21 protein-coding genes, 6 tRNA genes, 1 rRNA gene and 1 riboswitch are annotated in these 25,017 nt (G+C 37.4%); of the genes, 2 read left to right on the top strand and 26 right to left on the bottom strand.

Features of this window, described 5'->3' with window-relative positions:
• Positions 1-49: 49 nt before the first annotated feature.
• The 11 genes from CD152_RS00810 to CD152_RS00760 form a co-directional block, all read right to left on the bottom strand.
• Positions 50-3,268 carry a DEAD/DEAH box helicase gene (locus tag CD152_RS00810; protein ID WP_103214230.1) on the bottom strand — a complete coding sequence of 1,073 codons (3,219 nt, stop codon included), beginning with the start codon at positions 3,266-3,268 and terminating at the stop codon, positions 50-52.
• Positions 3,268-4,482 carry a sigma-70 family RNA polymerase sigma factor gene (locus CD152_RS00805; RefSeq protein ID WP_101045054.1) on the bottom strand — a complete coding sequence of 405 codons (1,215 nt, stop codon included), beginning with the start codon at positions 4,480-4,482 and terminating at the stop codon, positions 3,268-3,270. Before CD152_RS00805 ends, CD152_RS00810 begins: the two co-directional genes overlap by 1 nt.
• 92 nt (positions 4,483-4,574) lie before the next feature.
• The gene (locus tag CD152_RS00800; protein WP_101045052.1) at positions 4,575-5,105 is read right to left on the bottom strand and encodes a hypothetical protein; all 531 of its coding nucleotides are present in this window, start codon (positions 5,103-5,105) and stop codon (positions 4,575-4,577) included.
• Complete coding sequence (locus tag CD152_RS00795) at positions 5,105-6,748, bottom strand: N-6 DNA methylase (protein ID WP_103214229.1); 1,644 nt, start codon at positions 6,746-6,748, stop codon at positions 5,105-5,107. Before CD152_RS00795 ends, CD152_RS00800 begins: the two co-directional genes overlap by 1 nt.
• A 122-nt stretch (positions 6,749-6,870) precedes the next feature.
• Positions 6,871-7,761 carry a carbohydrate kinase family protein gene (locus CD152_RS00790; protein ID WP_103214228.1) on the bottom strand — a complete coding sequence of 297 codons (891 nt, stop codon included), beginning with the start codon at positions 7,759-7,761 and terminating at the stop codon, positions 6,871-6,873.
• Between the two features lie 118 nt (positions 7,762-7,879).
• The gene (gene isaB, locus CD152_RS00785; protein WP_103214227.1) at positions 7,880-8,458 is read right to left on the bottom strand and encodes an immunodominant staphylococcal antigen IsaB family protein; all 579 of its coding nucleotides are present in this window, start codon (positions 8,456-8,458) and stop codon (positions 7,880-7,882) included.
• A gap of 107 nt (positions 8,459-8,565) precedes the next feature.
• Positions 8,566-9,453, bottom strand: a complete 888-nt coding sequence (gene mmuM, locus CD152_RS00780; RefSeq protein WP_101144275.1) for a homocysteine S-methyltransferase — start codon at positions 9,451-9,453, stop codon at positions 8,566-8,568.
• A complete protein-coding gene (locus CD152_RS00775; RefSeq protein WP_103214226.1) occupies positions 9,437-10,777 on the bottom strand; it encodes an amino acid permease in 1,341 nt (446 codons plus the stop codon). Before CD152_RS00775 ends, mmuM begins: the two co-directional genes overlap by 17 nt.
• A gap of 53 nt (positions 10,778-10,830) precedes the next feature.
• A riboswitch (SAM riboswitch) is annotated at positions 10,831-10,929 on the bottom strand.
• 67 nt (positions 10,930-10,996) lie between these two features.
• The gene (locus tag CD152_RS00770) at positions 10,997-11,221 is read right to left on the bottom strand and encodes a hypothetical protein (protein ID WP_101037243.1); all 225 of its coding nucleotides are present in this window, start codon (positions 11,219-11,221) and stop codon (positions 10,997-10,999) included.
• 140 nt (positions 11,222-11,361) lie between these two features.
• Positions 11,362-11,646, bottom strand: coding sequence for a DUF3784 domain-containing protein (locus CD152_RS00765; RefSeq protein WP_101141485.1), 285 nt, complete (start codon positions 11,644-11,646; stop codon positions 11,362-11,364).
• Between the two features lie 12 nt (positions 11,647-11,658).
• Positions 11,659-12,039, bottom strand: coding sequence for a hypothetical protein (locus tag CD152_RS00760; RefSeq protein ID WP_101037239.1), 381 nt, complete (start codon positions 12,037-12,039; stop codon positions 11,659-11,661).
• Between the two features lie 73 nt (positions 12,040-12,112).
• On the opposite strand from CD152_RS00760, the gene CD152_RS00755 reads away from it, so the two are divergent.
• On the top strand, positions 12,113-14,200 hold the full coding sequence (locus CD152_RS00755) for a Z1 domain-containing protein (RefSeq protein WP_103214225.1): 2,088 nt from the start codon (positions 12,113-12,115) through the stop codon (positions 14,198-14,200).
• On the opposite strand, the gene CD152_RS00750 is transcribed toward CD152_RS00755, so the two are convergent.
• The 6 genes from CD152_RS00750 to cdaA form a co-directional block, all read right to left on the bottom strand.
• Positions 14,195-14,827: an endonuclease III domain-containing protein gene (locus CD152_RS00750; protein WP_103214224.1), complete on the bottom strand. Its 633-nt coding sequence runs from the start codon at positions 14,825-14,827 to the stop codon at positions 14,195-14,197. The genes CD152_RS00755 and CD152_RS00750 overlap by 6 nt on opposite strands.
• 72 nt (positions 14,828-14,899) lie before the next feature.
• Entirely contained in the window at positions 14,900-15,637 is a 738-nt protein-coding gene (locus CD152_RS00745) for an alpha/beta hydrolase (RefSeq protein ID WP_103214223.1), read from the bottom strand.
• 206 nt (positions 15,638-15,843) lie between these two features.
• Positions 15,844-17,646 carry a glutamine--fructose-6-phosphate transaminase (isomerizing) gene (gene glmS, locus CD152_RS00740; RefSeq protein WP_103214222.1) on the bottom strand — a complete coding sequence of 601 codons (1,803 nt, stop codon included), beginning with the start codon at positions 17,644-17,646 and terminating at the stop codon, positions 15,844-15,846.
• A gap of 417 nt (positions 17,647-18,063) precedes the next feature.
• Entirely contained in the window at positions 18,064-19,410 is a 1,347-nt protein-coding gene (glmM, locus tag CD152_RS00735; RefSeq protein WP_101039707.1) for a phosphoglucosamine mutase, read from the bottom strand.
• 12 nt (positions 19,411-19,422) lie between these two features.
• Positions 19,423-20,358: a CdaR family protein gene (locus CD152_RS00730; RefSeq protein ID WP_103214221.1), complete on the bottom strand. Its 936-nt coding sequence runs from the start codon at positions 20,356-20,358 to the stop codon at positions 19,423-19,425.
• Complete coding sequence (cdaA, locus tag CD152_RS00725; RefSeq protein ID WP_012656229.1) at positions 20,358-21,167, bottom strand: diadenylate cyclase CdaA; 810 nt, start codon at positions 21,165-21,167, stop codon at positions 20,358-20,360. The genes CD152_RS00730 and cdaA overlap by 1 nt, the downstream gene beginning before the upstream one ends.
• Before the next feature lie 338 nt (positions 21,168-21,505).
• On the opposite strand from cdaA, the gene CD152_RS00720 reads away from it, so the two are divergent.
• Positions 21,506-21,952, top strand: a complete 447-nt coding sequence (locus tag CD152_RS00720; protein ID WP_086038057.1) for an ArsR/SmtB family transcription factor — start codon at positions 21,506-21,508, stop codon at positions 21,950-21,952.
• Between the two features lie 7 nt (positions 21,953-21,959).
• On the opposite strand, the gene CD152_RS00715 is transcribed toward CD152_RS00720, so the two are convergent.
• The 9 genes from CD152_RS00715 to rrf form a co-directional block, all read right to left on the bottom strand.
• Entirely contained in the window at positions 21,960-22,916 is a 957-nt protein-coding gene (locus CD152_RS00715) for a cation diffusion facilitator family transporter (protein ID WP_086038054.1), read from the bottom strand.
• A gap of 143 nt (positions 22,917-23,059) precedes the next feature.
• Positions 23,060-23,965: an arginase gene (gene rocF / locus CD152_RS00710; protein ID WP_086038052.1), complete on the bottom strand. Its 906-nt coding sequence runs from the start codon at positions 23,963-23,965 to the stop codon at positions 23,060-23,062.
• A gap of 263 nt (positions 23,966-24,228) precedes the next feature.
• A tRNA-Lys gene (locus tag CD152_RS00705) sits at positions 24,229-24,301 on the bottom strand.
• 6 nt (positions 24,302-24,307) lie between these two features.
• Positions 24,308-24,382 (bottom strand) — tRNA-Gln (locus tag CD152_RS00700).
• A gap of 5 nt (positions 24,383-24,387) precedes the next feature.
• Positions 24,388-24,471, bottom strand: a tRNA-Tyr gene (locus CD152_RS00695).
• Between the two features lie 28 nt (positions 24,472-24,499).
• Positions 24,500-24,575, bottom strand: a tRNA-Val gene (locus CD152_RS00690).
• Between the two features lie 3 nt (positions 24,576-24,578).
• Positions 24,579-24,653 (bottom strand) — tRNA-Glu (locus CD152_RS00685).
• A gap of 4 nt (positions 24,654-24,657) precedes the next feature.
• Positions 24,658-24,732: transfer RNA gene (locus tag CD152_RS00680), tRNA-Asn, on the bottom strand.
• 12 nt (positions 24,733-24,744) lie between these two features.
• Positions 24,745-24,859: ribosomal RNA gene (rrf, locus tag CD152_RS00675) — 5S ribosomal RNA — on the bottom strand.
• Positions 24,860-25,017 lie beyond the last annotated feature (158 nt).

Below are 25,017 nucleotides of genomic sequence, written 5' to 3'. Positions count from 1 at the left end.
AAACCAAGCGATGCTTCAAGTTTGTATATTAACCATTACTGCTTTATTTTTAATCCACTTTCTTCACAAACACTTCGTTTCTAACTTCATCTGGAATAATTCCGAAGAAATAATTCTCTATCTGCTCCCAGAACCATTTTGTATGTTTCAACTGCTTATCTTGAAGACTATTCCCATCAAATTCTTTAGTAAATAAATATTTCAACATTGCTAACCCTATTTTATGAGAAGTGTATTGATGATTTAAGATTTCATTCGTATACTTCTTCGGCTTAGCTACGGCGTTTTCAAGCGGATACACTGAGTTGATGCGAAGTGATAATGTCGGTGTTTCTCCACTTGAAAGGTGATAGCTTAATTTTCCGAGGCCTTCTAATAAGCCAAGAATTATAGTATAGTTATTAATCTCTTCTTGCTGACTTCTTACGATGTAATAACTATATTGTTGTGGTGGCATTGCAACTGATATTTCTTTGTTAAATAATTTGTCTACATAGTAGCGTAATTTATCAAATATATCATTATAAGTATTTGATATCTTAAACTTATCATCAGCTAATACTGTGATGCCGCTTACTTTATTTACTTCGCTTGCCTTTAACAAACTATTTATCAATAACATACTGAATTGCTCGTTAAACTTGGATTTTAGTATCGTTCTTAATTGATAAGCCAGTTGTTTTTCGTCAAAATGATTCCCTTTAACAGCAAATGTTCTAAATGCCTCTTCACATTGATCCAATATCTCAAGAGCATCTCTTTTTAAATCTTTTGTTTCTTCTTCTTCTTTAATCGTAATGTTGTATGCAATCGGAAGCTTCTTAAGTAGTTTATCAAATTGAAGTTCTTCATCACCGATTGCCATAAAGAACTTAAACTGAGGATATGAATATCTATCCGCATAATATTTTTTCCAGTATTCGCCTGTCTTAAATTTATATACTTGTTTATAGTACTCACCGTTTGTATGTTCTACAAATTCAAAGAATGGTGCATACTTCTTAAGTTCTATGGTAGATAATAAGTCCTGGTTTACGAGGATATAATCTTCACCATTTACTTCTCCAGGACGTGTTACAATAGGTGGATATTTAATGTTATTCTTAAAATCATTCTCGATTGTAAGAAGTGCGAGCTTCACTTTATTCTCTGGGTCATCGTTAGATGATTCTGTCTCACCTTTAGCAAATATATGTGCAAATTCTTTCGGATTGATTACTAAGTTACGCTTATAACGATTCGCTTTATAAATTTTAATTAATTTATCCATCACTGCGAGTAATTCTGATTTTTTGATTGAGGACATGGCATACATCTTCTTCACTTCATTGAAGTCTTTTTGCAGGTAATCTACTTTAGCATGACCTATCATCTTAGGATCACGCGCTGCACGACCTATTTCTTGTACGAAATCTAGCACATTTCCCGTCATACCATAATGATAGACTTTTTTAATATCAGGTACATCAATTCCCATACCAAATGCTTTGGTCGCTAAAATAACGGGTTTTTCACCATTTAAGAAAGCATTGAAATTCAGTTCCTTTTCATGAGGTGCAAGTCTTCCATAATAAACTGCTATCTTATCTTTTGTTCTTTCGGCATTCGTATCTACATATTTTAAGAAGCTGTGAATTTGTTTAATCGTTGGGAAGTAAATAAGTAGTTTTTCATTCTTTTTTAAAGCATCCTTGACTGTTTTAAGTGTTAACTCTGTTTTTATCTTCATTGCATCATTTTTAAATTTCGTCTTATCTTCTTTTTCAATATTCGATATCTGCAATAACAGGTTATCCTTCTTAACGCTTCCGATATATTTAATGACAGATGTAAGGTTTAATGTAGATTTAATTTCATCTAACATACTGTTTTTACCTTCGACTATCGCTGTTGCAGTAAACGTTACAATCGGAAAGGTCTGATTCGCTCTCAGTTTTGATACATAGCTACCCATATACCAATAATCAGGTCTAAAACTTTTACCCCATGTCGTTACAATATGCGCTTCATCTACAATAAATAGTCCAATTGGTCGTTCACCTATTAAATTTGCGATATCACCACGACTTAATAATGTTTCAGAAGAAATGTAAAGAAGGTCAATACTACCCGCTTTAATCTCTGCTTTAATTTTTTCTTTTTCTAATGGAGAAATACCAGAGTTAATCGTCTTAGCATTCTTGATATTTCTTCGCTTTAAGCTTTCTGTCTGATCATTCATTAAACCGATGAGTGGTGAAATGACGATTGTAATCGGATTTTTATCTTTATACTGCTCGGCTAAATACAGAGCTGGAATCTGGAACATCAATGATTTTCCTGCTCCGGTAGATGCCGTAATAAAGATGTCGCGTGGCAGTTCTCCATTCATACCCTTTTCTGCTTGGCTCACGATATCATCGATAATTTGAGCCTGGCTTATGTTAACTACTTCTCTAGATGCTGTAGTATTTTTATAGAATGGCAGTTCTTTGAATCCATCATAACCCCAGTATTGTTTCAGGATTCGTGTATAATCATTTTCTCTCGCAATAATTCTCTTTTGAGAAGAACTAATCACAACTTTAATACGTCCATCGAATTCATTATTCAATGTTTCAAGGTAATCTTGGATTTGACTATACTCATCCATATTTGCGAACATGATATAATAATTTGGTGTAGTATTTCTTAGTTTCTCAATTAATTCTATTACTTTCGACTGCTCCGTACTAATATCAATGAGTTGATTTGATTCGATTGCATTAACATCTTCTGTAACTTCAAGGGGTTGTTGACCATGATAGACAGTGCGAATTGTCATCTCTTCAATCTCGCTTAGAAATTCGTTATAGATTACGTAGTATTGATGGTTAAACTCGATTACCATACCATAGATTGCATTAATAAATTCATCAAAATCTGTGGCGCTATATTTAGGATTGGTAAAATTATTTTCATAGAACTTATGTATATCTTTAAGTGCGTAGTTATGTGGATATATTCCAGGATAAATATTATTTTTTAAGATGATGATTTCATCAAATTCATATTGTATTACTTCTCCATAGATAAAGAATTCCTCTGGCGTTACCCAAGCATATTCTTTATCGTAGTTTCTAACTTCTCTGACGATTTTTCTTTTCTCAGCACTACCTACCGCGTAATGCTCATCTAAAAAACCATTGAGTTCAAAATCAAATAACTTATTACTTTCTTTCTCTAAATCACTTATACTAAATCCTTCTAATATGTATAAACTTTTTAAACTAGAATCGTGGTTAATCATTAATTTGCCTCCCAATAATCTCTAAAATTATTTATCACTTGATGTCTGCTCAATTTTCTCAGAACATTTTTCTCAATTTGTCTTATTCTTTCACGTGTAACCCCATGTTCTTCGCCGATTTCTTCTAGCGTCATGACGTTCGTTCCATTAAGTCCAAATCTCTTGATAATAACATCTGCCTCACGTGGCTTTAAATCTTTATGTATTAAATCATCAATATATTGCGTTAATGATTTTCGGAATATCTCATTTTCCACTAGATCATCACCAAACATTGCATGATTTTCTTCAGTAGGTTCTATTATAAAATCCCCTATTTCAGAATCCTGATCTTCACCTATATTTGTAGATAAAGACACTTGTGCTTTATTAAATAGATGGTCATATAATAAAAGCTTTTCTATTTGTTCTTCTGACAAGTCACTTTGTGCTTTAATATCTTCTATCATTAGCTGCATAGAATCATAGTCTTTTTTACGTATCAATTTACGTATCTTATTCAAAGAATCATGAACATGTACCGGTAAACGGATAATACGACTCTCATTGGCATAACCGCGGCTAATCGCTTGTTTAATCCAGTGTGTCGCATATGTTGAAAATTGATAGCCTCTCTCTATATCAAATCTTTCTATAGCCTTCAGAAGTCCTTTCTGTCCTAATGATATAAAATCGTCTAGTTCAAGTCCTCCTTTAGGCATAGCATTATAATATTGTAGTGCTATCTTTTTTACGAGTTGCTGATTGGCGATGACAATTCTTTCGAATGCTTCATCGTCACCATCCTCTTTAAGTTGAGAAAAATATTCTTCATTATTTTCAAAAGATATAATACTATGTTTATTAAAATCATCTTCAAAGGTTTTACTATGTATAAATTCAGCGCTATCTTCAGCGATATAACCCTCTGCTAATAAAGCAGCAGCTAAATCAAAATTCTCATTTTGATCTTTATTTGGCTTTTCGACGTATAATTCCTTAGTATTATCTTCCTCTATATCACAATTATCCGTAACGATAAATTGAAACCCAAATTTGTTAATAAATTCTTTACCTTTATCATAATCAGAGAATAATTTATCATAAAGATAGGAGGCAGTTACAACAACGTTTTTATCCAAGTCAGCTTTCAGTTCTTCGTAAGTTAAATCAATACTTTTTTCAGGAAATTTACCATTTAAGAATTCAATCAATTTCAGTTCATGTTTATTCATATCATATTCCTCGATTCAATTAATTCCTTTATGTATCCGCTTACATTGATTATACACTTTTTTATCCAGAAAATTGGCGCATTTATAATAAGTTATCCAACATTCACCAGTTCAAATAATGCTGATTTTTGTATCGCTGTTTTTAGATTTGTTTTATTGATACCGAGCTCTTTATTTTCTTTTCTTAAGATATGTACCTTTGGATATATAACTTCCGATCCATCCTTTAATTTCTTCAATCCACTACTCTCATCCCCCATGCCTTTAACTGAATGCGGCATCGCACCTATAAAGATATCGGAGTATTTTGTTGAATACTCCAATAATCTTAGGTCAAAGTTTGTAGCTTCTTCATATGCCACGACTTCAAATTGTCCTGGAATACTTGCTGCCTTGAATATACCATCAATGTCCTTCTTCTTAATGGAGCCATTGCTAAGACCTATAATGAGTATCTTAGATTTTTCATTAAAGCTGATATTTCGTGCCTTCTCAGTTTCAAGTTCATATTTCATTTTGAATGATTCTATATTCCCAATACGGTTCTCCATGATGGCTTCACGCTTAATTCTCTCGAAGAGTCCATCCAGCATATCCATCAGCATGTCATATTCCAGTTGCATTAATATTCCTCCTTATTAAATTTATTAAAGATAGTCGGCAGTTTTTCTTTAAATCGCTTTATATTTTTTACCATTCTTTTATAGTCAGCTAACTCTAATTTCATCTCATCTGCAATCATTTCCATCTCATCATCTGATAATACTGGAATGAGGTAATCTGCAAGTTTCTTATTAGTAATAGTAAAGATGACACTTCCTGTATTCATACGTTCAATCATGTTCATTCCCGTTTCACTATTCATATACGCTAACAGATAGTAAGGATTGATTTTATTCATATTTGGTCTGATAATCGTAATATTTGAGCTTACAATGACTTGTTTCTCAGCAACTGCTTTTTCAATAATAGCAACTTTAATCTTAGATCCACGGCTTGTAATTACAAGGTCATTTTCTTGTACGAGCATCTTACTATGAGTATCTAAGAGTTCCTGGCTGATCGGTTGGTTTAACTCATCAATATAGATATCATTTAGATCACTTAAGTTTAACAAGTATCCTGCAGGGACTTTGTCTTTATCTTCATCAAGTGTTGTCTTATTGATATCTCTTCCACGCAATAATGTAGATGTTAACTTAGAAAGAGGCTGTGGATTAATAAGCATATTTTCTCCATTTTTTAAATGTATAAGCGGGTGCAGGTTATATTCCACTTTTTCTAAATCTTGTTCTGTAATATCAATTCCAATATCTGAATGGGTCTCCAAAGCTTCAACAATACGATTGATATTATCGTTACTAAGTGATTTTTTGTTACGCTTCGTACCTTCAATATATTCTTCGCTGGCATCTATAATACGAATTTTTTCGTTTTGTTCTGTCGTCATCACTAACATGTATGTCGGCATCTGTATATGTTCCATCAACCCAGCTGGTAATTGAATAACGGCCTTCAAACACTTCTTATGAACAAGTTGCTTTCTAATCTCTTTATCACGTATGGCATTCAATGCCGCTCCTCTGACAATGCTGATACCGACGCCATCTTCTTTCAGCGCTTCCAATACTCGCAAAGTGAAGATCCAGTCAGAAATCGAGATACGTTCAAGATTATATTCGGTTTTAATATTTAAATTTTGACGTAGCTCTCTTTTGATGTTGCCAAGAAACGGCATATTACAATAGACCATGTCATACTTCTTGCTATTCCAGTTAATAAGCGAGTCCATCGTCTGAAGCTCTATGTTATTAATTCCACTGAGTTGTGTTAGAACTCTGGCCATCTTGACGACATGTGGATTTATCTCTTCGCCACTATAAGATTTACCAACCTCTTCTTGATACAGGGTACGTATAAATTGCGCACTCCCTGAAGCAATGTCTAATACAGTCCCTTTTGTATTCGCATATCGTTTAAAAATAGCAAGTGCTAATCTATCTCCCGCTCTAAACTCGTACGTATCAGAAACGCGTTCATTTTGTTTAACAATATAGAATAAGTCAATTAACTCTTGGTTAGACATTTGTTTTAATAATCCGATGAGTTTCTCTTTCGTCGCTTCATCACGAATATTGAGATTAGATACATCAAATACTCCATCGCTTAGCCATCTATCGTAAATATCAATAATATCAAGCGAATTAATAGATGAAGCCCCTCTAGTACTGTCCAATATAGACCAAACTTCATTTACGTATTTCAAATAAGACACTCCTTTTTGGTTAACTTTAACCTTTTATAATACAACTATAATACAGCATATTTTGAATGTCAATGAATTTGGTTTATTTTAACCTTTTTATTTTTTAGTTAAATTTGCCTAAGTCATAGCTGTTTCAACAGTGCCCACTTATTTGAACTTAAATTAACCCCACTCACCTGTACTACTTCCCCTGCGACTTTGTTTGCGAATGTCAGTGCAGATTTGTCATCCATTCCTTTAGCAAGGCTAGATATAAATGCACCTGCATGGCTGTCTCCAGCACCAATCGTATCTTTAACTCTCACGCTTTCTCCCGGCACATTTGTAATCACACCATCATATATCAATGCACCTTGCGCTCCTTGTGTTACGACAATCTTGTTGTGTGTCTTCTCATACAACACTTCAAGTGCCGCTTCAACCGTGTCACAACCTGTCTGCTCCTTAATCTCCTGTTCATTCAAGTGTACGATCGGTGAGAGTTGATACACGCGTTCCATACGTTCTTGAGGAATCAAGTTCCCGCGTGGTCCTGGTGCGAAGATGATTGTTGCATCAACATCGCTTAACGTATCAATCAACTGTTCTCCATCACGTTCTTCAATTTCTAGCCCGCATATATAAACATACTTGTAATCGTCTAAATTCAAACCATCTAACCACTGTGGATTAAACGTATACTCTACACCGTGATGTGACATAAATGTACGTTCGCCGTGATGTTCAACGAAACAATAGCAGCATCCGTTCTCTCCATCAACGCGTACTTCAGTTTGTATCCCTTGCTTCTCCAGTTCACATGCGACAAACTCCCCGTACATTCCTGTGCCCACAGGGGATACAAATGTATAAGGCACACCTAGATGATGTAATACTGACACTACATTGTATGCACATCCACCAAGTGCCATCGTCTGATTTGATATATGTACGTCACCTGCTGTCGTTGGTAGCTGATCTACATTAATCACTACGTCACAGACTGTTGATCCAATAATTAAGCATTTGTCCATAGCACACCTCATAAGTTTTTCTTTCATTATACTACTTATCAAATTTTAAGATGGTGTCTGCAAATGATATAGTGAAAATGCTGCAGATCTATAGCATAGACACTGCAGCATTTTCATATTATTTCCCAAATATCATTTGTTCAAATTCTTTGCCGAATTGTCCGCCAATATGCGAACTCATCGAGACAGCAATCAGTTGATTCTTTTTATTAAAAGCACCTTCAAAGTAATGATTTTTGAATTTATAATATACACTTATTTCATTATCGATTACTTGCACTTCCGCATAGTTTTTACCATACATTTTGATAAATTGTTGTTTCGTAATCTTACCTTTTTTAACGGGCATTATAATTGCGTACGTCTTTAGATGATCATTCAGGAAGAATACGCTATCATACTTTCTTTGAATATATTTCGATTTAATCTTTTTGTTCTCAAGACTATACGTCATTATTGTCTCTGATGATTTGTCGACTGATTCCATAGGTACCTTATTGACAACTGTCTTTCCATTAACAGTGACTTTCCCCTTCTTCACCGCATTAATAATTGCCTTAGACTTTACAAATTGATAGTTATTACCACTATACCCATTGTACTTATAGTAGTATCCTGCAGCATTTGCCGGTGTTGAAATACTGATTATTGAAAGTACAGCAATCAGTGCAATGAATAAATTTCTCAAACGTTTCATGACATTCTCCTTATTTTGTATATTTTGTATTATTATATACAAAATAAGGTTATCAAGATACATTATTATTATTTCTTTATTATATTTAATTGTTTATATATTAACTTCTATTTTAAAGCAGTTCCGAGTTCCTTTATCTCCCCCGGCCCGACCTGACAGCATCCGCCGATGATCTTCACTCCTTTTTCTTTCCAGCGTGGTGCCGCTTCAACAAGCGATGCATCCTCCTGATCAATCCATACTTTGTGAACCGCATCATATTGACGTCCACTATTAGGGTAGAGTATTAACGGCTTGGCACTTAGTGCGATCAACTTATCCACTGCTGCATCGATGACGTTCACGCTCGTACAGTTCACACCGAATGCTAATACATTTTCAATTTCATTCACTACTTCAATCACTGCTTCAAGTGGTGTGCCATCTGACAGATGATCATGATCTTTCAGTGTCACTGAAATCCATGCCTCAATATGTGGATAATCAAGCAGCAGTGTTCTCACTGCTTTAATTTCTTCTATGTTAGGGATTGTCTCAAATGCAAAGACACTTACACCTGCTTCGATTAGTATATCCAGTCGCTCTTTATGATACTGAATATAATCAGCTTCAGTTTCTTCATAGTCCCCTGTATACTCTGAGCCATTACCGAGCATCGCACCATACGGTCCAAGTGATCCTGCAACGATTGCTTGATTGCCTGCTGCGCGCGTTGCGAGTTCCACCGCTGTCGCTAAATATGTGCGTGCAGTTGCTCTATCAATGCCAATATTTAAGAATGATTGTACAGATGCCTGATACGTATTGGTCAGTATAATCTCTGCACCGCTATCAACGAATGCTTTATGGACCTTATACACCGCTTCCGGATTGGACTGGATTAAATTCGATGACCATAGTTCGTGTTTCACGTCATATCCGAATTGTTCTACAGTCGTTCCAAAGCCTCCGTCTAATATTACGATGTCTCGCTGTAACTTATCTCGTAGCTGCATGAATATGTGCTCCTTTCTTCTTCAGGAAATAATGAATTAATCCAACGATAATACAGAATGGTAATCCAAACAGTGTCGCAAGTCTTTGGTTCGGGTCAAAGAGTACGCCGATTGTAGAAATAAGACATAACGTAAATCCTACTACCGGTAGGATATATGCTGTACGTTGTGTAACACCTTCTCTTCTTAATTGATTGAACCTCGCCACACAGATGCTCATCCATACAACGACTACGGCAAATCCTGCAACAGATACTAGTACTAAATAGACAGTCGTCGGTGCAATCACACTTGATAGCAGGCTGAGTAGCGCTCCAGCTAAACTAATGATTGTTGCGTTAACCGGCATACCGTTCTTGTTCAGCTTTCTTGCGATTGGTAATACATTATCTTGCTTTGATAGGCTCCATAACATTCTGCTGGATGCATAAAGTCCTGAATTTGCTGCTGACAGCAATGCCGTCAATATAACGAAGTTCATAATATCTCCGGCGTAAGGCATTCCGACGCTATCCAGTATCGAAACAAATGGACTTTCGAGTAAGCTCGCTTGATCCGTTGGTAAGAGTAAGACCATGATCACGATGGTCCCGATAAATAGTAACCCGAGTCTCCATACTGTCGAGCGAATGGTTTTCGGTATCACGTTCTCGGGATGCTTCGTCTCTCCCGCTGCTATCGCAATGAGTTCCGTCCCACTGAACGCATAGTTTACCGCAAGCATCGTAATAAAGATGCCGAATAATCCATTCGGTACGTCAAATAGCTTCTCACTTGAAGTGACCGGCTTTAAGTCAGACGGTACGACATTGAATAATATTAATAAGCCAATAATAATAAATGCAATGATGGCAATTACTTTAATCAGTGATAGCCAGAACTCTGTTTCACCATACATCTTACTTGTCGTAAAGTTTATCCCGACAATCACGAGGATGAATATCAGACTGAACAACCATACCGGAAAATCCGGAAACCATTTCTGAAATAAGATACCACCCGCAGTTATTTCGGATCCCAGTGCAATCGTCCAGCATAGCCAGTAGCTCCAGGCAACGACATGCCCTATCGACTGATGAATATAAATATTCGCATACGTATGAAACCCTCCAACATCGGGGTGTGCTACTGCTAGAGCACCCATGCATTTCATCACGATGTAAACAAGCAGTGCACCAATAACATAGCTCACCACTGTTCCGATAGGCCCTGCCTGCTGTAATGTGTACCCTGTACTTAAGAATAACCCTGTGCCGATGACACCTCCGAAACTCAGCATCATCACATGACGTGCTTCCATTCCTCTTCTGAAACCATTTGACATATCTATCCCTCCATAAAAAAATACCCTTCTGAAAAAGAAGGGTATAAAGTCTACACTCATATTTCAGGAATCACCTGTTGGATTTAGCACCGTGCAAACGCCGGTTGCTGAGATTTCACAGGGCCAATTCCCTCCATCTCTCTGTATAAGTTATTTAGTTGATATTAATCATACATTAGTGTTTTCAAAAGGTCAACGCATTATTTATACGCCTAATTACTATACATAACTCTCAATAATATCGAGTTTACCTTGGAACTCAATTTCCTTATCTTCAGTCGTCAGAATAAAATGATTGCCTTTTCTGATTGTATAGACTTGTCCGTCAGCAGTTAGCGTTCCTTCGCCTGATAGCACGCTCATCAATGTATAGTCCTGTTGTTTCGTATATTCATAATGGTCTTCTATCAGTAGCTGTTTCACTGTAAAGAAACTGTTAGACATATATGTTCTAATGACAGTTCCCTACTTTAGGTTTCAGTGCCAATTTCATGGCTAAATCGAAGAATCCTTAAAAAAATGGCACTCAAATTTAGTTTGAGTGCCATTTTCAGTGCCAATAATATCTCATTTGAACCACCATACTATCGTTTTTTGAAATAATCAGATGTATTCACTAAGATGACAAATGCCAATATTATAGTGATAAATCCTGCGATACCAAACACTTCATTGACTTCTGTATATTCGATAAGTACTAAGCACATAGTAGCTATAATGAACACAGCACCTGCAAATCTACATAGACGTTTCTCATCATACTTCTGTTTCTGTTCTTTAGGTAACATATTATAGCCTGCAATCAGGAATCCTCCACGTCCGGTTAACATATAAATACCAATCAGTAAGAATAATATAACGATGATCATAAGACTCTCTCCTTATTTAAGTGTTTCTGACTTTCTTCTCACACGGTCCATATAAAGTGTTAAGACGAGCAGGATCGCACTGAAGATAATATATGCAATATAAATTGCACGGTCGAATGATTCGTGAGACATTGTGAGTCCTTTAATTGATAGTGCGATGATAACTGCATACATAAGTGCCATTATCCTGCTGCCCATTGTAAGCGTGCGCGTTGTTCCATCCATAAAGATCTTAATAAAGTCTGAGATAATTGAAGCTAATATGAACAGTCCGACGAGTGCATAGATTAAATAGTTTTCTAACGGTTCACCGCTTATAATATTTCGAATGACATTCGCAAATATGAATGTCAGGAAGAATATCATAATATAGAAAAATGGTTTTCTGTTCATAATTACACTCCTTTCATGTCTTTAGTTTAAGTTTATAGTAGAATATACAATTATACAATAAACAGGAGATTGAGTGCAGTTGAAATTAGATGGGTATTTTTTTGGGTGTGTAAATCAGCTGAATCATTACAGCGAAGAAGAAATTGAAGTTATGCAGCGTACGAAAGAACAGTTAAAGGTGCATTCTACGGAGACGTTTCGTCCGGGTATGCTGCTCGGGCGTATCCAGTCGGGTAAGACGCGTAGTTACATCGGTACGATGGCACTTGGGCTGGATGATGTGTTCGACTGTATCGTAATATTAACGAAGAATTCAAATGCGCTTGCCCGTCAGACGTATGCGCGTGTCGCAGCAGAGTTTCGACGTGCGATGGATGAGGATAAAGTCATTGTGCACGATATTATACGTTTGCCGAAGCTACGTAAGTATGAACTGAAGCAGAAACAGATCATCATCGTGAAGAAAGAAATTAAGAATGTCGCGCGACTTGAACAGTTTTTTATCGGTTATCCTGAGATGAAGATGCGTAAAGTAATGTTTATCGATGATGAAGCGGATTATGCGTCGGTTGTTTATAGTGAAGATAAGGATCGTAATTTAATAGAACTGAAGAAAATCGCGACAAAGCTGGATGATATTAAAGCGATGTTACCGACTGCTGCATACTTACAAGTTACAGCAACGCCTTACTCGTTATACTTACAGCCGGATGCTGACGTGCTTGCAGAACGTGGCTATCAGCCGAAGCGTCCGGCGTTTACAGTCCTCGTCCCGACGCATAATAAGTATGTTGGTGGCAAGTTTTACTTTGAGGAACAATCACCTCGAGCGCGCAGCCTATATCACGCAATCGATGAAAGTGAACTCGAAGTATTACGTAAGTCAGATAATAGACGGGTGAAAGATGATTATCTGTTAACATCGAAGAACCTAGAAGGGTTGCGTCATGCACTGATGAACTTTATCGTCGGTGCGAAAGTAAGACATCTAAGTAATGATCACATTACGAAATACAGCTTTGTCATGCATACGATTACGACGAAAAAAGCACACGTGTGGCAATATGATGTCGCCAGTCGTATGGAGTCGAAGTTAAAGGAAAGCATTACAGAAAACCCTCAATTATTTCGTGATTTAGTTCATACCGCTTATGAAGATTTAAAGCATTCTGTAAATCATATGCCAGATTTTACTGATGTTCTGGAATCTGTGAAGTCGTCACTAATTGATGAAGAGCTGTTAATTGAAATCGTCAATTCTGAACAAGATGTCACTCAGCTGCTCGATTATAATGGTGAGCTGAGACTACGTACGCCGATGACCTTCTTCATCGGCGGTCAAATATTAGATCGCGGTATCACTGTCGGCAACTTAATCGGTTTCTATTATGGCCGTGATCCACGTAAGTTCCAGCAGGACACTGTGCTGCAGCATTCACGTATGTATGGTGCTCGTCCGATGGAAGATATCGAGGTCACTCGTTTCTATACGACACCCCGAATTTATAGTGCGATGCAGCGTATGCATTTCTTTGATGAAGGGTTACGCGAAGCAATTATGAAACAGGATCATACCGTGAAATTCTTAACGAAAGATGCACAAGGAGAGATCATCCCTTGTAACCCTAATAAATTGTTAATGTCTGAACTAATTACAGTGAGACCTCGTAAACGATTCTTACCAGTTGGTTTTGAAACAGTCAGCAAAACGAAGTTAAACCAGGCGATGAAACGCATCGATAAAATGGTCAGCGCATTAGAAAAACATGCTGTACGTCATACCGGCCAAAATGTACTCGTCCCTGTCCAGCACGTACGTGATATATTGATGGCGATCAATGAAACACTCATTTATACACATTTGCCATTTCAGATGGAACGCTACGTTGAGATGATTGAATACTTATTAGAAGATGACCTCGTATGGGTCATCGTCAGAACGAATCGCAATATCAGCAGACTTCGTAGTGACGGAAGGTTTGCTGACAGACCAGATACGGGTCACGATGAATTGCAGACGGCATATAAGCTTGGTAAAACACATCCAAGCGTTATACTGCTCAGACAGAACGGTCACAGTGACTCCGGCTGGAAAGACGCACCCTTCTACTGGCCTGTGATTGTTGCACAAAGTAATATGCAGACGATGATATTCTCATAAGAAGTAGTCATCTAAAAAAGTCGCACCCTTCACACCTTTCGCAGTTAAATAGCGTTTACCGAATTCATCCAGTAGTCCGTGAAATTCCTGCGCATGAAGCGGTGTAAATGTGTCTGGTAAAGTGACTTTATTATATAGGTCCATGTAACTTTTACTTTGAACACCAAGCGCATTGAATAAGCGTCTCGTATATGTATCTGCGATAAATACGACGCGTTCAAATACATATACGAGTAACACATCTGCCGTTTCAAATCCAATACCACGAAGTTTTAGCAGCTCGTTACGAAGCTCTGTTGTATATAGCTTATCAATCGCTTTGAAGTCGTATTCATGACTTTTCAGCCAAGTTAATACTGCTATAATTGCAGCAGATTTATTCGTATAGAAACCGCTTGGTCTGATCAGACTTTGTAATTCAGAAATATGCAGATTTAATATGCGTTCTGGATCGAACTGTGTCGCGTTTCTTAAATTCGATAAGGAGCGCTCTACATTGCGCCAATTTGTATTCTGAACTAAAATCGCACCAATGATAATTTCAAAATTATCTTCTGCCGGCCACCATCCTTGTGGCCCGAGATTATCATATAAACAATCATAAAGTTCCTGTACTGTAAGTTTCATATATTACCTCCTATTTGAAATTACCCGGTAATCAGTCAGATGAATCTTCCAGACAAAAAAACAGCTGAATAATCAGCCGTTTATAATTGTTTCTACAAATGAAAGTGATTGCTCTATAATGAATTCCTTGTCGTTATCAAGTGTAGACATATGATAACTATTCGGAGTTTCAATGATGCGCTTACACTCACTGTGAATTGACGTATAGATTAGATCCGCATTAAATGCAGGTACAGTATGATCTTCAGGGCTTACGAAAATCAGTGCAGGACATTTAATCTGGAATAAACTTTCTTCTACAGTACGCATTAACTTACGAATCTCTAATATGCTTTTCACCGGTGTATCTTTATAACCGATTTCAGGTACACCCTGCTTTTTAATATCACTGCCGCTTCCCGGTATAATATCGAGATCCACATGTGCTGCCGCGTGCATATACGGGATAACAACCGCTGCATTAATCGGAATAATCGCTTTAATCTCCGGATGTTTCGCTGCCATATAAAGCGTCAGCGTCCCTCCCATCGATAAGCCTGACATAATGATTGTGTCACATGTTTCTTTAAGCTTTGCTAGTCCTTCTTCAATGCTTTCAATCCAGTCTTCATATGTTGAAGCCGCCATATCCTCTAAGTTTGTACCGTGACCGGCAAGTCGAGGTAAACATACCGTATATCCTGCCTCACTGTACGCTTCTGCAAGTGGCAACATACTGAACGTTGCCCCGGTGAAACCGTGGGATAACAATATCCCTATATTATTTCCCTGGTGATAATAACTTTCTGCACCTTTCATTATTTCAGTCATACATAGACTCCTTTCAATAATCAATATATCTATCTTATCATCTTATGTTAAGCAATTAAAATTATAAAAAATGTTAAGACCTGAAGGGCATAGTAGTCCAGCAATCCTTACACAATAATATTCGTTATTTAACGCTATCCAATATTACTTGTTTCTAAACAAAAAAACAGTGAAACGCAAATGCGTTTCACTGCTGCTTCATTATTCTATTCAACTGTTACAGATTTTGCTAAGTTACGTGGTTTATCTACATCTGCTCCACGGTGTAATGCTGCATAGTATGCGATTAACTGCGTTGTTACAACCGATACTAACGGTGCTAGCATTTCATGCACATGAGGAATCACATAAGTGTCGCCTTCCTGGTTTAATCCATCCATTGAAATGATACATGGATGTGCACCACGTGCTACAACTTCTTTCACGTTACCGCGAATTGATAGGTTCACACGTTCCTGAGTTGCTAATGCGATAACTGGTGTCCCTTCTTCAATTAATGCGATTGTACCGTGCTTTAACTCTCCACCTGCAAATCCTTCTGTTTGGATGTAAGAGATCTCTTTAAGCTTTAACGCACCTTCAACACCTACATAATAATCCATCGTACGTCCGATGAAGAAGCAGTTACGTGTAGTTGCTAAGAAGTCCGTTGCAATTTTCTCCATTAATTCAGCATCATCGATCACTGTTGTAATCGCTGAAGTCACTTTTGCAAGTTCTGGTAATAGATCAATACCAGTATCAATACCTGCATCTGCTGCAGCGACTTGCGCTAAGATTGATAATACTGCGATCTGTGCAGTGTAAGCCTTTGTAGACGCCACTGCAATCTCAGGTCCTGCATGAAGAATCAATGTATAATCCGCTTCACGTGATAATGTTGAACCTGCTACGTTTGTAATTGTCAGTGCAGGATGTCCTAATTTCTTCGTTTCAACTAATACTGCACGGCTATCCGCTGTCTCACCTGATTGTGAGATAAAGATGAATAATGGTTTCTTAGAAAGTAATGGCATGTTGTAGACAAACTCAGAGGCAACATGTACTTCTGTTGGAATACCTGCCCATTTCTCTAAGTATTCTTTACCAACAAGACCAGCATTATAAGATGTACCACAGGCAATGATATGGATACGATCCGCTTTACGTACTGCTTTAACGATATCTTTATCGATCTTTAAGTTGCCTTTTTCATCTTGATATTCCTGGATGATGTTACGCATCGCAGCAGGCTGCTCGTTAATTTCTTTAAGCATGTAGTGAGCGTATGTTCCTTTTTCGATATCTGATGCATCAATTTCAGCTTTGTAAGGTTTACGTTTCACTTTCTTACCTTCTAGGTCTTTAATCTCGATGCTTTCTTTCGTTATAAGAACAACTTCACCATCGTGTAATTCTGTATAAGTGTCTGTTACTTGTAACATCGCCATCGCGTCTGATGCGATAACGTTGAACCCTTCCCCTAAACCTACAAGTAAAGGTGATTTATTCTTCGCTACGTAGATAACATCTGGATTCTCTGTATCTAATAAACCTAAAGCATATGAACCATGTAATAATTTTAATACTTGAACGAAAGCTGCTTCTGTTTCTAATCCTTGCTTAGAGAAGTGTTCTATAAGTTGAACGATAATTTCTGTATCAGTATCTGATTTGAAAGTCACACCTGACAAATATTCGTTCTTTAATTGCTCGTAGTTCTCAATCACACCGTTATGCACTAATGTGAAACGCTCGCTTTCAGATTGATGCGGATGAGAGTTTTCGTGATTAGGCACACCATGTGTTGCCCAACGTGTATGTCCAATACCAGTCGTTGTATCAAAGTCTGAATCTACAACCTTACGAAGTTCTGCGATACGGCCTTTCTCTTTGTAGACACGTACATCTTCTCCGTTACGTACAGCGATCCCTGCTGAATCATACCCACGATATTCTAATTTTTCTAAACCTTTTAAAAGGATCTCTTTTGCATCCTCTGTTCCAATATAACCTACGATACCACACATAATAATTTCCTCCTGCTAATTCCAATTCAATTTGTATTTTTGTTTAGTAGTCTTATTATGCGGTGCTGATACGTTTTGTTCACCCAGTTGCCCAGGTGGTTTGTTCATCAGCTATCGAATCGCTTTATCCGGGATGGCATCCGCCGAAAATTCGATAACCATCCGTCCTCGTCAACAGTTTCCTGTTCTGGCGCTGTATATTCAGTTGTTACAACCCTCCTTTTTGAATGAAATAGTTTACTAAACTTAAACTATTGTACTATAGAGGCGTCTGTTTATACAAGTGTATTCTATCAAACATCAATAAAGAAACACCTGGCTTCACCAGATGTTTCTTTACCGACGATGTTGAAACAAAAATATTTCGTCCGTCTTTTCATGATTTTATTCGTGAGTTAACGCTCGTGTCACGACCTTTTATAATCCCATATGTGCTCTTACAACATCACTAATTTTATTAACAAAGCGCTCTGCATCTTCATCTGTCTTCGCTTCAACCATTACACGTACTAACGGCTCAGTTCCAGATGGACGTACTAATACACGACCTTCTCCGTTCATCTCGTCTTCTACTTCCTTAATCACTGCTGCTACGTGTTCGTTTTGTTCAACAGCATGCTTATCTGATACTTTAATATTTACAAGACGTTGTGGATACTTTGTCATTTGACCTGCAAGTTCACTTAAAGTCTTTCCAGAACGTTTCACAATACTTGCGAGATGAATTCCAGTTAACAATCCATCTCCTGTCGTATTATGATCCATCATTACGATATGTCCTGACTGCTCGCCACCTAAGTTGTATGAGCTACGACGCATTTCTTCTACGACGTAACGGTCACCGACTTTCGTCTTATCCGATTTAATATTTAAAGATTCTAACCCTTTATAGAATCCTAGATTACTCATAACAGTTGATACGACCATATGGTCTTTAAGTTCTCCTCTAGCATCCATATCCTGTGCTAAGATGAACATAATCTGGTCACCATCGACGATCTGACCTTTCTCATCAACCGCAATAAGACGGTCACCATCACCATCGAATGCCAGTCCAAAGTCGCTATCAGTATCTAACACTAATTCTGCTAGTTTTTCTGGGTGCGTTGATCCAACGCCGTCATTGATATTATTACCATCTGGATTACATCCGATTGTTACTGTATCCGCTTCTAGATCCCCAAATAAGTATGGTGCAAGTGAATACGTAGAACCATGTGCACCATCAAGTGCGATCCTCAATCCTTCAAGGTCACCTTCAATCGTTGATTTCAAGTAGCTTAAATAACGGTGTCCACCTTCAAAATAATCTGAAGTATGTCCAAGTTCTACACCGACAGGTCGTGGTAACGTGTCTTCTTCAGCATCAAGCAGTGCTTCAATCTCCGCTTCCTGTGCATCACTAAGCTTAAACCCATCTGCACCGAAGAACTTGATACCATTATCTTGTACAGGGTTATGACTCGCTGAGATCATAACACCTGCTTGTGCATTCATCTCACGTGTTAAGTACGCAACTCCAGGCGTTGTAATAATGCCTAAACGCATGACTTCAGCTCCTGTTGATAATAATCCTGCAACAAGTGCTGACTCTAACATCACTCCTGAGATACGTGTATCTCTACCGACAACGACAGTCGGTTTTTCTGTACCGTTATGCGCAAGTACATATCCCCCAAAACGTCCTAGTTTAAATGCTAGCTCTGGTGTTAATTCGCTGTTTGCAACGCCTCTTACACCATCTGTCCCAAAATATTTACCCATAATAAATCTCCTTTAATTTTTAGTTACTTCAATTTTAATTTCAACAGTTTCTGGATTAGAACTTGTAACGTCTTTAGGTAACGCTAGTTTCTGCTTGATCGTTGTACTTTCAGTAACTTTAGATAAGTCTACATCAATTGTTAAACTGCCTATCCCATCTAGAACAGAACGCTTACCAAAGAGTTCTACTTTATCTTCAGATAGCTTCAGCGACTTTAACTTAAGCCCTGAAGAAAGCTTACCTATCTCTTGTGCTTCTATGTCTACTACTTTTGATGTCGGCACAACTTTTGTGTTAACTTTAACCTTGCTAGGTTTTACTGTAACATCAAGTTTATTCAAGTTTGCATCAAATACGTTAACTTCAGCTTGAGAAGTTGTTGATTTTGTTAATTTCTCAGATTCTGATAACGTCGCTTTTACATAAGCAATCTTGTTTATCTCATCTTCTCCTCCGATAATCGTCACTTGTGAAGGATCAACCTCCTGCCCGACAAGCTCATATCCTGAGGCAATACGTGAAGAACTAATTTCTGCTTCTACTTTTCTCGTATCTTTGATCTTTTCAGACAAGGATACGTTTGCTTCTTTCGGAATAACTTCGTATTTTAATTTATCAGAGATGCCTGTCACTTTAAATGCCTTCTTGTAATCCCCAACTTTAGAGTTAGACAAATCCAGCTCAACCGTAAAGTCCATTAAACTCTGAGTCTTCTTAACGATAGATTGAGGACCACTTATTTTAACGTTGACAGTCTTCGGCGCTCCTGATAAATATAAGTTTTCATCGTCATAGACTGTTTTCACGGGAACATCGGTAATGACCGTCTGCTGTGTCTGTGAGAATTGATCATTGCTGATAACTTCAAATACATTATTCACTTGTAAAAAGATGCCGAGTGCAAGTAAAAATGCAACGAGTCTTAATCCCCATTTATTCTCTAACATTATTTCACCACACCTTTCTTAGATAAGTGGGCGCCGAACCAATGTTCTGTAAGCAGTGCTTCCAGCACTTCAAGAGATACATCTTTGCGCAGTCTACCATTATAAGTAACAGATATATCGCCTGTTTCCTCAGAGACAACAACTGTAAATGCATCAGATACTTCTGATATACCAACAGCTGCACGGTGTCTCGTTCCAAGACTCTTTTGTATCTTAGGACTATCTGATAACGGCAGGTAACTCGCAGCAACTGCAATCTTATCGCCTCTAATGATCATCGCACCATCATGGAGCGGCGTATTCGGAATAAAGATATTAATCATTAATTCTGTAGAGATATCTGCATAAATTGGTATCCCTGTTTCTATGTAATCTTGTAGCCCTGTTTCCTTTTCAAAGACAATTAAAGCACCTATACGACGCTTTGCCATATACTGAATGGATTTCACCATCGCATCTGTCAGCTTAGCCTGACTCACCTTTAAATTTGCGGCGTTACGTTTAAACAAACTTCCTCGACCTAACTGCTCGAGCGCTCTTCTTAATTCTGGCTGAAAAATAACGATAATGGCCAGGAATCCCCAGTCGATTACCATATCAAATATCTTAGAAGTGGTTGTTAAACCTAAAGAGTCACTGATTAATTTACCAATCAGAATAAAGAAGATACCCTTTAATAATTGTATTGCTTTCGTACCCTTGATTGCATTGATCATAAGGTAGATAACGTACCATACAATTAAGAGGTCAATGATGCCTGTGATAACTTTTATTGTACTTAAGTTATCAAAAACATGCGTCAATTGCATTGTATCTCCTCCATAATTCATACTAACCTATATTATATCATGTTAAGGCGCAATTCCTCGTATAGTTTAATACATTTTTTCAATATTCATTCGATTATTAATAACTTCCTTTTAGCAGATAAATCTTTGCGTTCTTACCTGGAGCTACGTTTATTAGTATAAATTATTTATTGTAAACAATCTATTAAGTATATGTAAAGATTGTTATAAAGTTGCTATTTATTAAATAAATGATGGTAAAATAAAGTTAATTATTTTACCATCATTTGTAATGGATTTCAGCATGATGTAATAAAAGATATCATCTCAAAAAAGAATTCATATGAAGGAGCAACCGTATGTTAGAAACTTTAATGATTGATAATTTGCCTCAGTTGAAATGTGTAAGCGATCCATTCCGTATTAAACTCCTTGAATTAATCGCAGTTAAACCTAAGACAGGCCAGCAATTAGCTGATGAACTGGACATTCCTCGCGCAAAGATTCACTATCATCTCGCAGAACTTGAAAAGAACGGAATAATTGAAATCGTTAAAACAGAACAAAAACATAGCATCATTCAGAAGTTCTATGCACCGGTAGCAAAGACATTAATACCCTCCCCTGATTTACTTAAATTCAGTGATTATTCTTTAAAGCAGTCAAAAGAACACACGTTTAATCTAAAGCTTGACCAAAAATCTTTCACAGAATTCAAAAAAGAACTTAAGAAATATATTAAGAAAGCATCAGATAAAAATGGCAATACAACTTATAGGGTGACAATTAAGAAGGAGATAGAATAAGCAATGCTTATTCCATCTCTTTCTTAATATCATCAAAGTAAGGATCATCGAGATGATTCTTCTGTAAATGTTCTACTTGCAACGTACTATGGCCAAGTTTGTATTTGTCTTTAAGCATGTTACTAATTGCATTGATCAGTTCATAGTTTCGTACACCGTCTAAATTATCTACAACAATGTGTGCTGTAATCGAGTAATGTTCTGTCGTAATAGCCCATAGATGGAATTCGTGCACATCCAGTACACCGTCAAACGCTTTAATATCTGCAATAATCGCATCTGAATCATACCCTTCTGGTACACGCTCCATTAAGATGACCCAGGCATTACGTACAATCTTATATCCACCACGGAAGATGATGATCGAAATCAGTATACTTAAAATTGGGTCTATCAAAACCCAGCCTGTAAAGTAAATAACTGCAACAGCTACAATTACTCCTACCGAATTCAGTAGATCGCCAATAAAATGCCATAGTGCGCTTTGCACATTAATATTATCTTCACCTTTAAGTGAGCGCATCAAGATAAATGTAAGGATGATATTGACAATTAAACCGATCGTAGAGATGATAAGCATAAGCTTGACATCTACCGCTTGCGGATGAATCATACGCATAATCCCTTCATAACAGATGCCGATTGAAATGACCACTAAAGCAAGACCATTTAGAAATGCAGCTAATATTTCCAGCCTTAAAAAGCCGAATGTGTGATTTGAAGTTGGTTTCTTACTCGCAAAATATATCGCAATCATCGATAATCCAAGAGCAAGAACATCACTTAGCATATGCATTGAATCAGAAAGCAATGCAAGTGAATTTGACAGGATTCCCCCTACGACCTCTACAACCGTGAAGAATAACGTAATCAGCAATGACGCCCATAGCGTTCTTCTCGATTGATTCTGTTTCTTTAAATGCTCTACGTGATGGAAATATTCTGGGGAATTAATGCTTCTCATATAATATCTCTCCTATCAATTATTTTCATATAAGTATTGTACACTATAAATCAGTATATAATTTAAAATATGAATTATATTAAAAAAAGAAAATACCAGACCTTAAAAGTCTGGTATTTGAATATTTTAATTCACAGTATAACTTATAACAACTTCTCTCCAAAAAATGAACCCGTTAGCCCTACCGCTTGTTCTGCTGTTTGATTATTAATATCTATCAATGGATTCACTTCTACGATTTCAAACGAAGTCACTCTGTCACTGTCATTTAGCATTTCCATTGCAAGGTGACTTTCGCGATACGTAATACCACCTGGAACTGTAGTACCTGTCCCTGGTGTTTCATTTGGATCCAGTGCATCTACATCAAGTGATAAATGGATACCATCACAATTTGATAAGTGCTCTAATGTCTGTTCGATCACTGTCTTCATACCGAGTTGATCGATATCTGCCATCGTATAGGTTTTTATACCTACCTCTTTAATATACGCCTTTTCTCCCTCATCAAGATCACGCATACCGATAAGGACAATATTTTCAACTTTAACTTTCTTGTCATAACCACCGATATTCACTAAATCTTCATGGCCGTCGCCAATTAATGCACGTAACGGCATTCCGTGAATATTGCCAGAAGGTGATGAATCCGCGACATTCAGGTCACCATGGGCATCATACCAGATTACTCCTAGATTATCATAATGCTTTGCAATCCCTGATATCGTACCCATCGCAATAGAATGATCGCCACCAATAACTAATGGATAATGTCCATTTTGCACTGATGTATCAACGGCCTCACATAAAGTCTCACAAAAAGTAGTAACTTCTGGTAAATTTCTTAAACCACCGTCCTGTTCGCTTTTGTATACTTTCATATCAATTACAGGTGATTCAATATTTCCATTGTCTACTACCTTATGTCCAATTGCTTCTATGCGCTCTACTAAACCAGCATAACGCATTGCATCCGGTCCCATATTTACCCCTAACTTACGTTGCCCGAACGCACTTGGCGCACCAATAATTTCAATTGTCTTGTTCATCATTCATTCCCCTTTAAAAAATTCATATATCAATATATCTAAATCAACGAAATTAAAATTTACAAAAATAGTGGAATTAATTTCAGATTATTTAGAAATCTATCTCTAATATAGTTTACTGTTTATAAAGTGAATATTCAATATTTTTATGCATAAATGAATAAAATGGATATTTATGTATAATACTAATAATCTATTAATAGAAGCTTTATTAAAAATTAAAAACACAACAAAAAAAGCATCCTATACAGGATGCTTTCAGATGAGCCATAGAGGATTCGAACCTCTGACCCTTTGATTAAAAGTCAAATGCTCTACCAACTGAGCTAATGGCTCTAAAAATGGCTGGGCTAGCTGGATTCGAACCAACGAGTGACGGAGTCAAAGTCCGTTGCCTTACCGCTTGGCTATAGCCCAATAGATGGTGGAGGGGGGCAGATTCGAACTGCCGAACCCGAAGGAGCGGATTTACAGTCCGCCGCGTTTAGCCACTTCGCTACCCCTCCGCTATATTAAGTTCATTATTAGAATAAATGGTGGAGGATGACGGGCTCGAACCGCCGACCCTCTGCTTGTAAGGCAGATGCTCTCCCAGCTGAGCTAATCCTCCAAATGGTGACCCCTACGGGATTCGAACCCGTGTTACCGCCGTGAAAGGGCGGTGTCTTAACCGCTTGACCAAGGGGCCTAAATGGCTCCACAGGTAGGACTCGAACCTACGACCGATCGGTTAACAGCCGATAGCTCTACCACTGAGCTACTGTGGATAAATAAATATTGCCCGGCAACGTCCTACTCTCGCGGATCGTAAGACCAACTACCATCGGCGCTAGAGAGCTTAACTTCTGTGTTCGGTATGGGAACAGGTGTGACCTCTCTGCCATCGTCACCAGACAAATGAAAGAATAAATAGATTATACTTTCAAAACTAGATAAAGTAAGTAAGATATATCAGGTTCTACCCGGCAATCCCGGATAAAAAATCTATAAAATTGATTAAGTCTTCGATCGATTAGTATTCGTCAGCTCCATACATTACTGCACTTCCACCT

The organism is Macrococcoides caseolyticum (assembly GCF_002902665.1).
In the GTDB taxonomy this organism is placed as follows: Bacteria; Bacillota; Bacilli; order Staphylococcales; family Staphylococcaceae; genus Macrococcoides; species Macrococcoides caseolyticum.
This window is presented reverse-complemented; position numbering and strand designations above follow the sequence as displayed.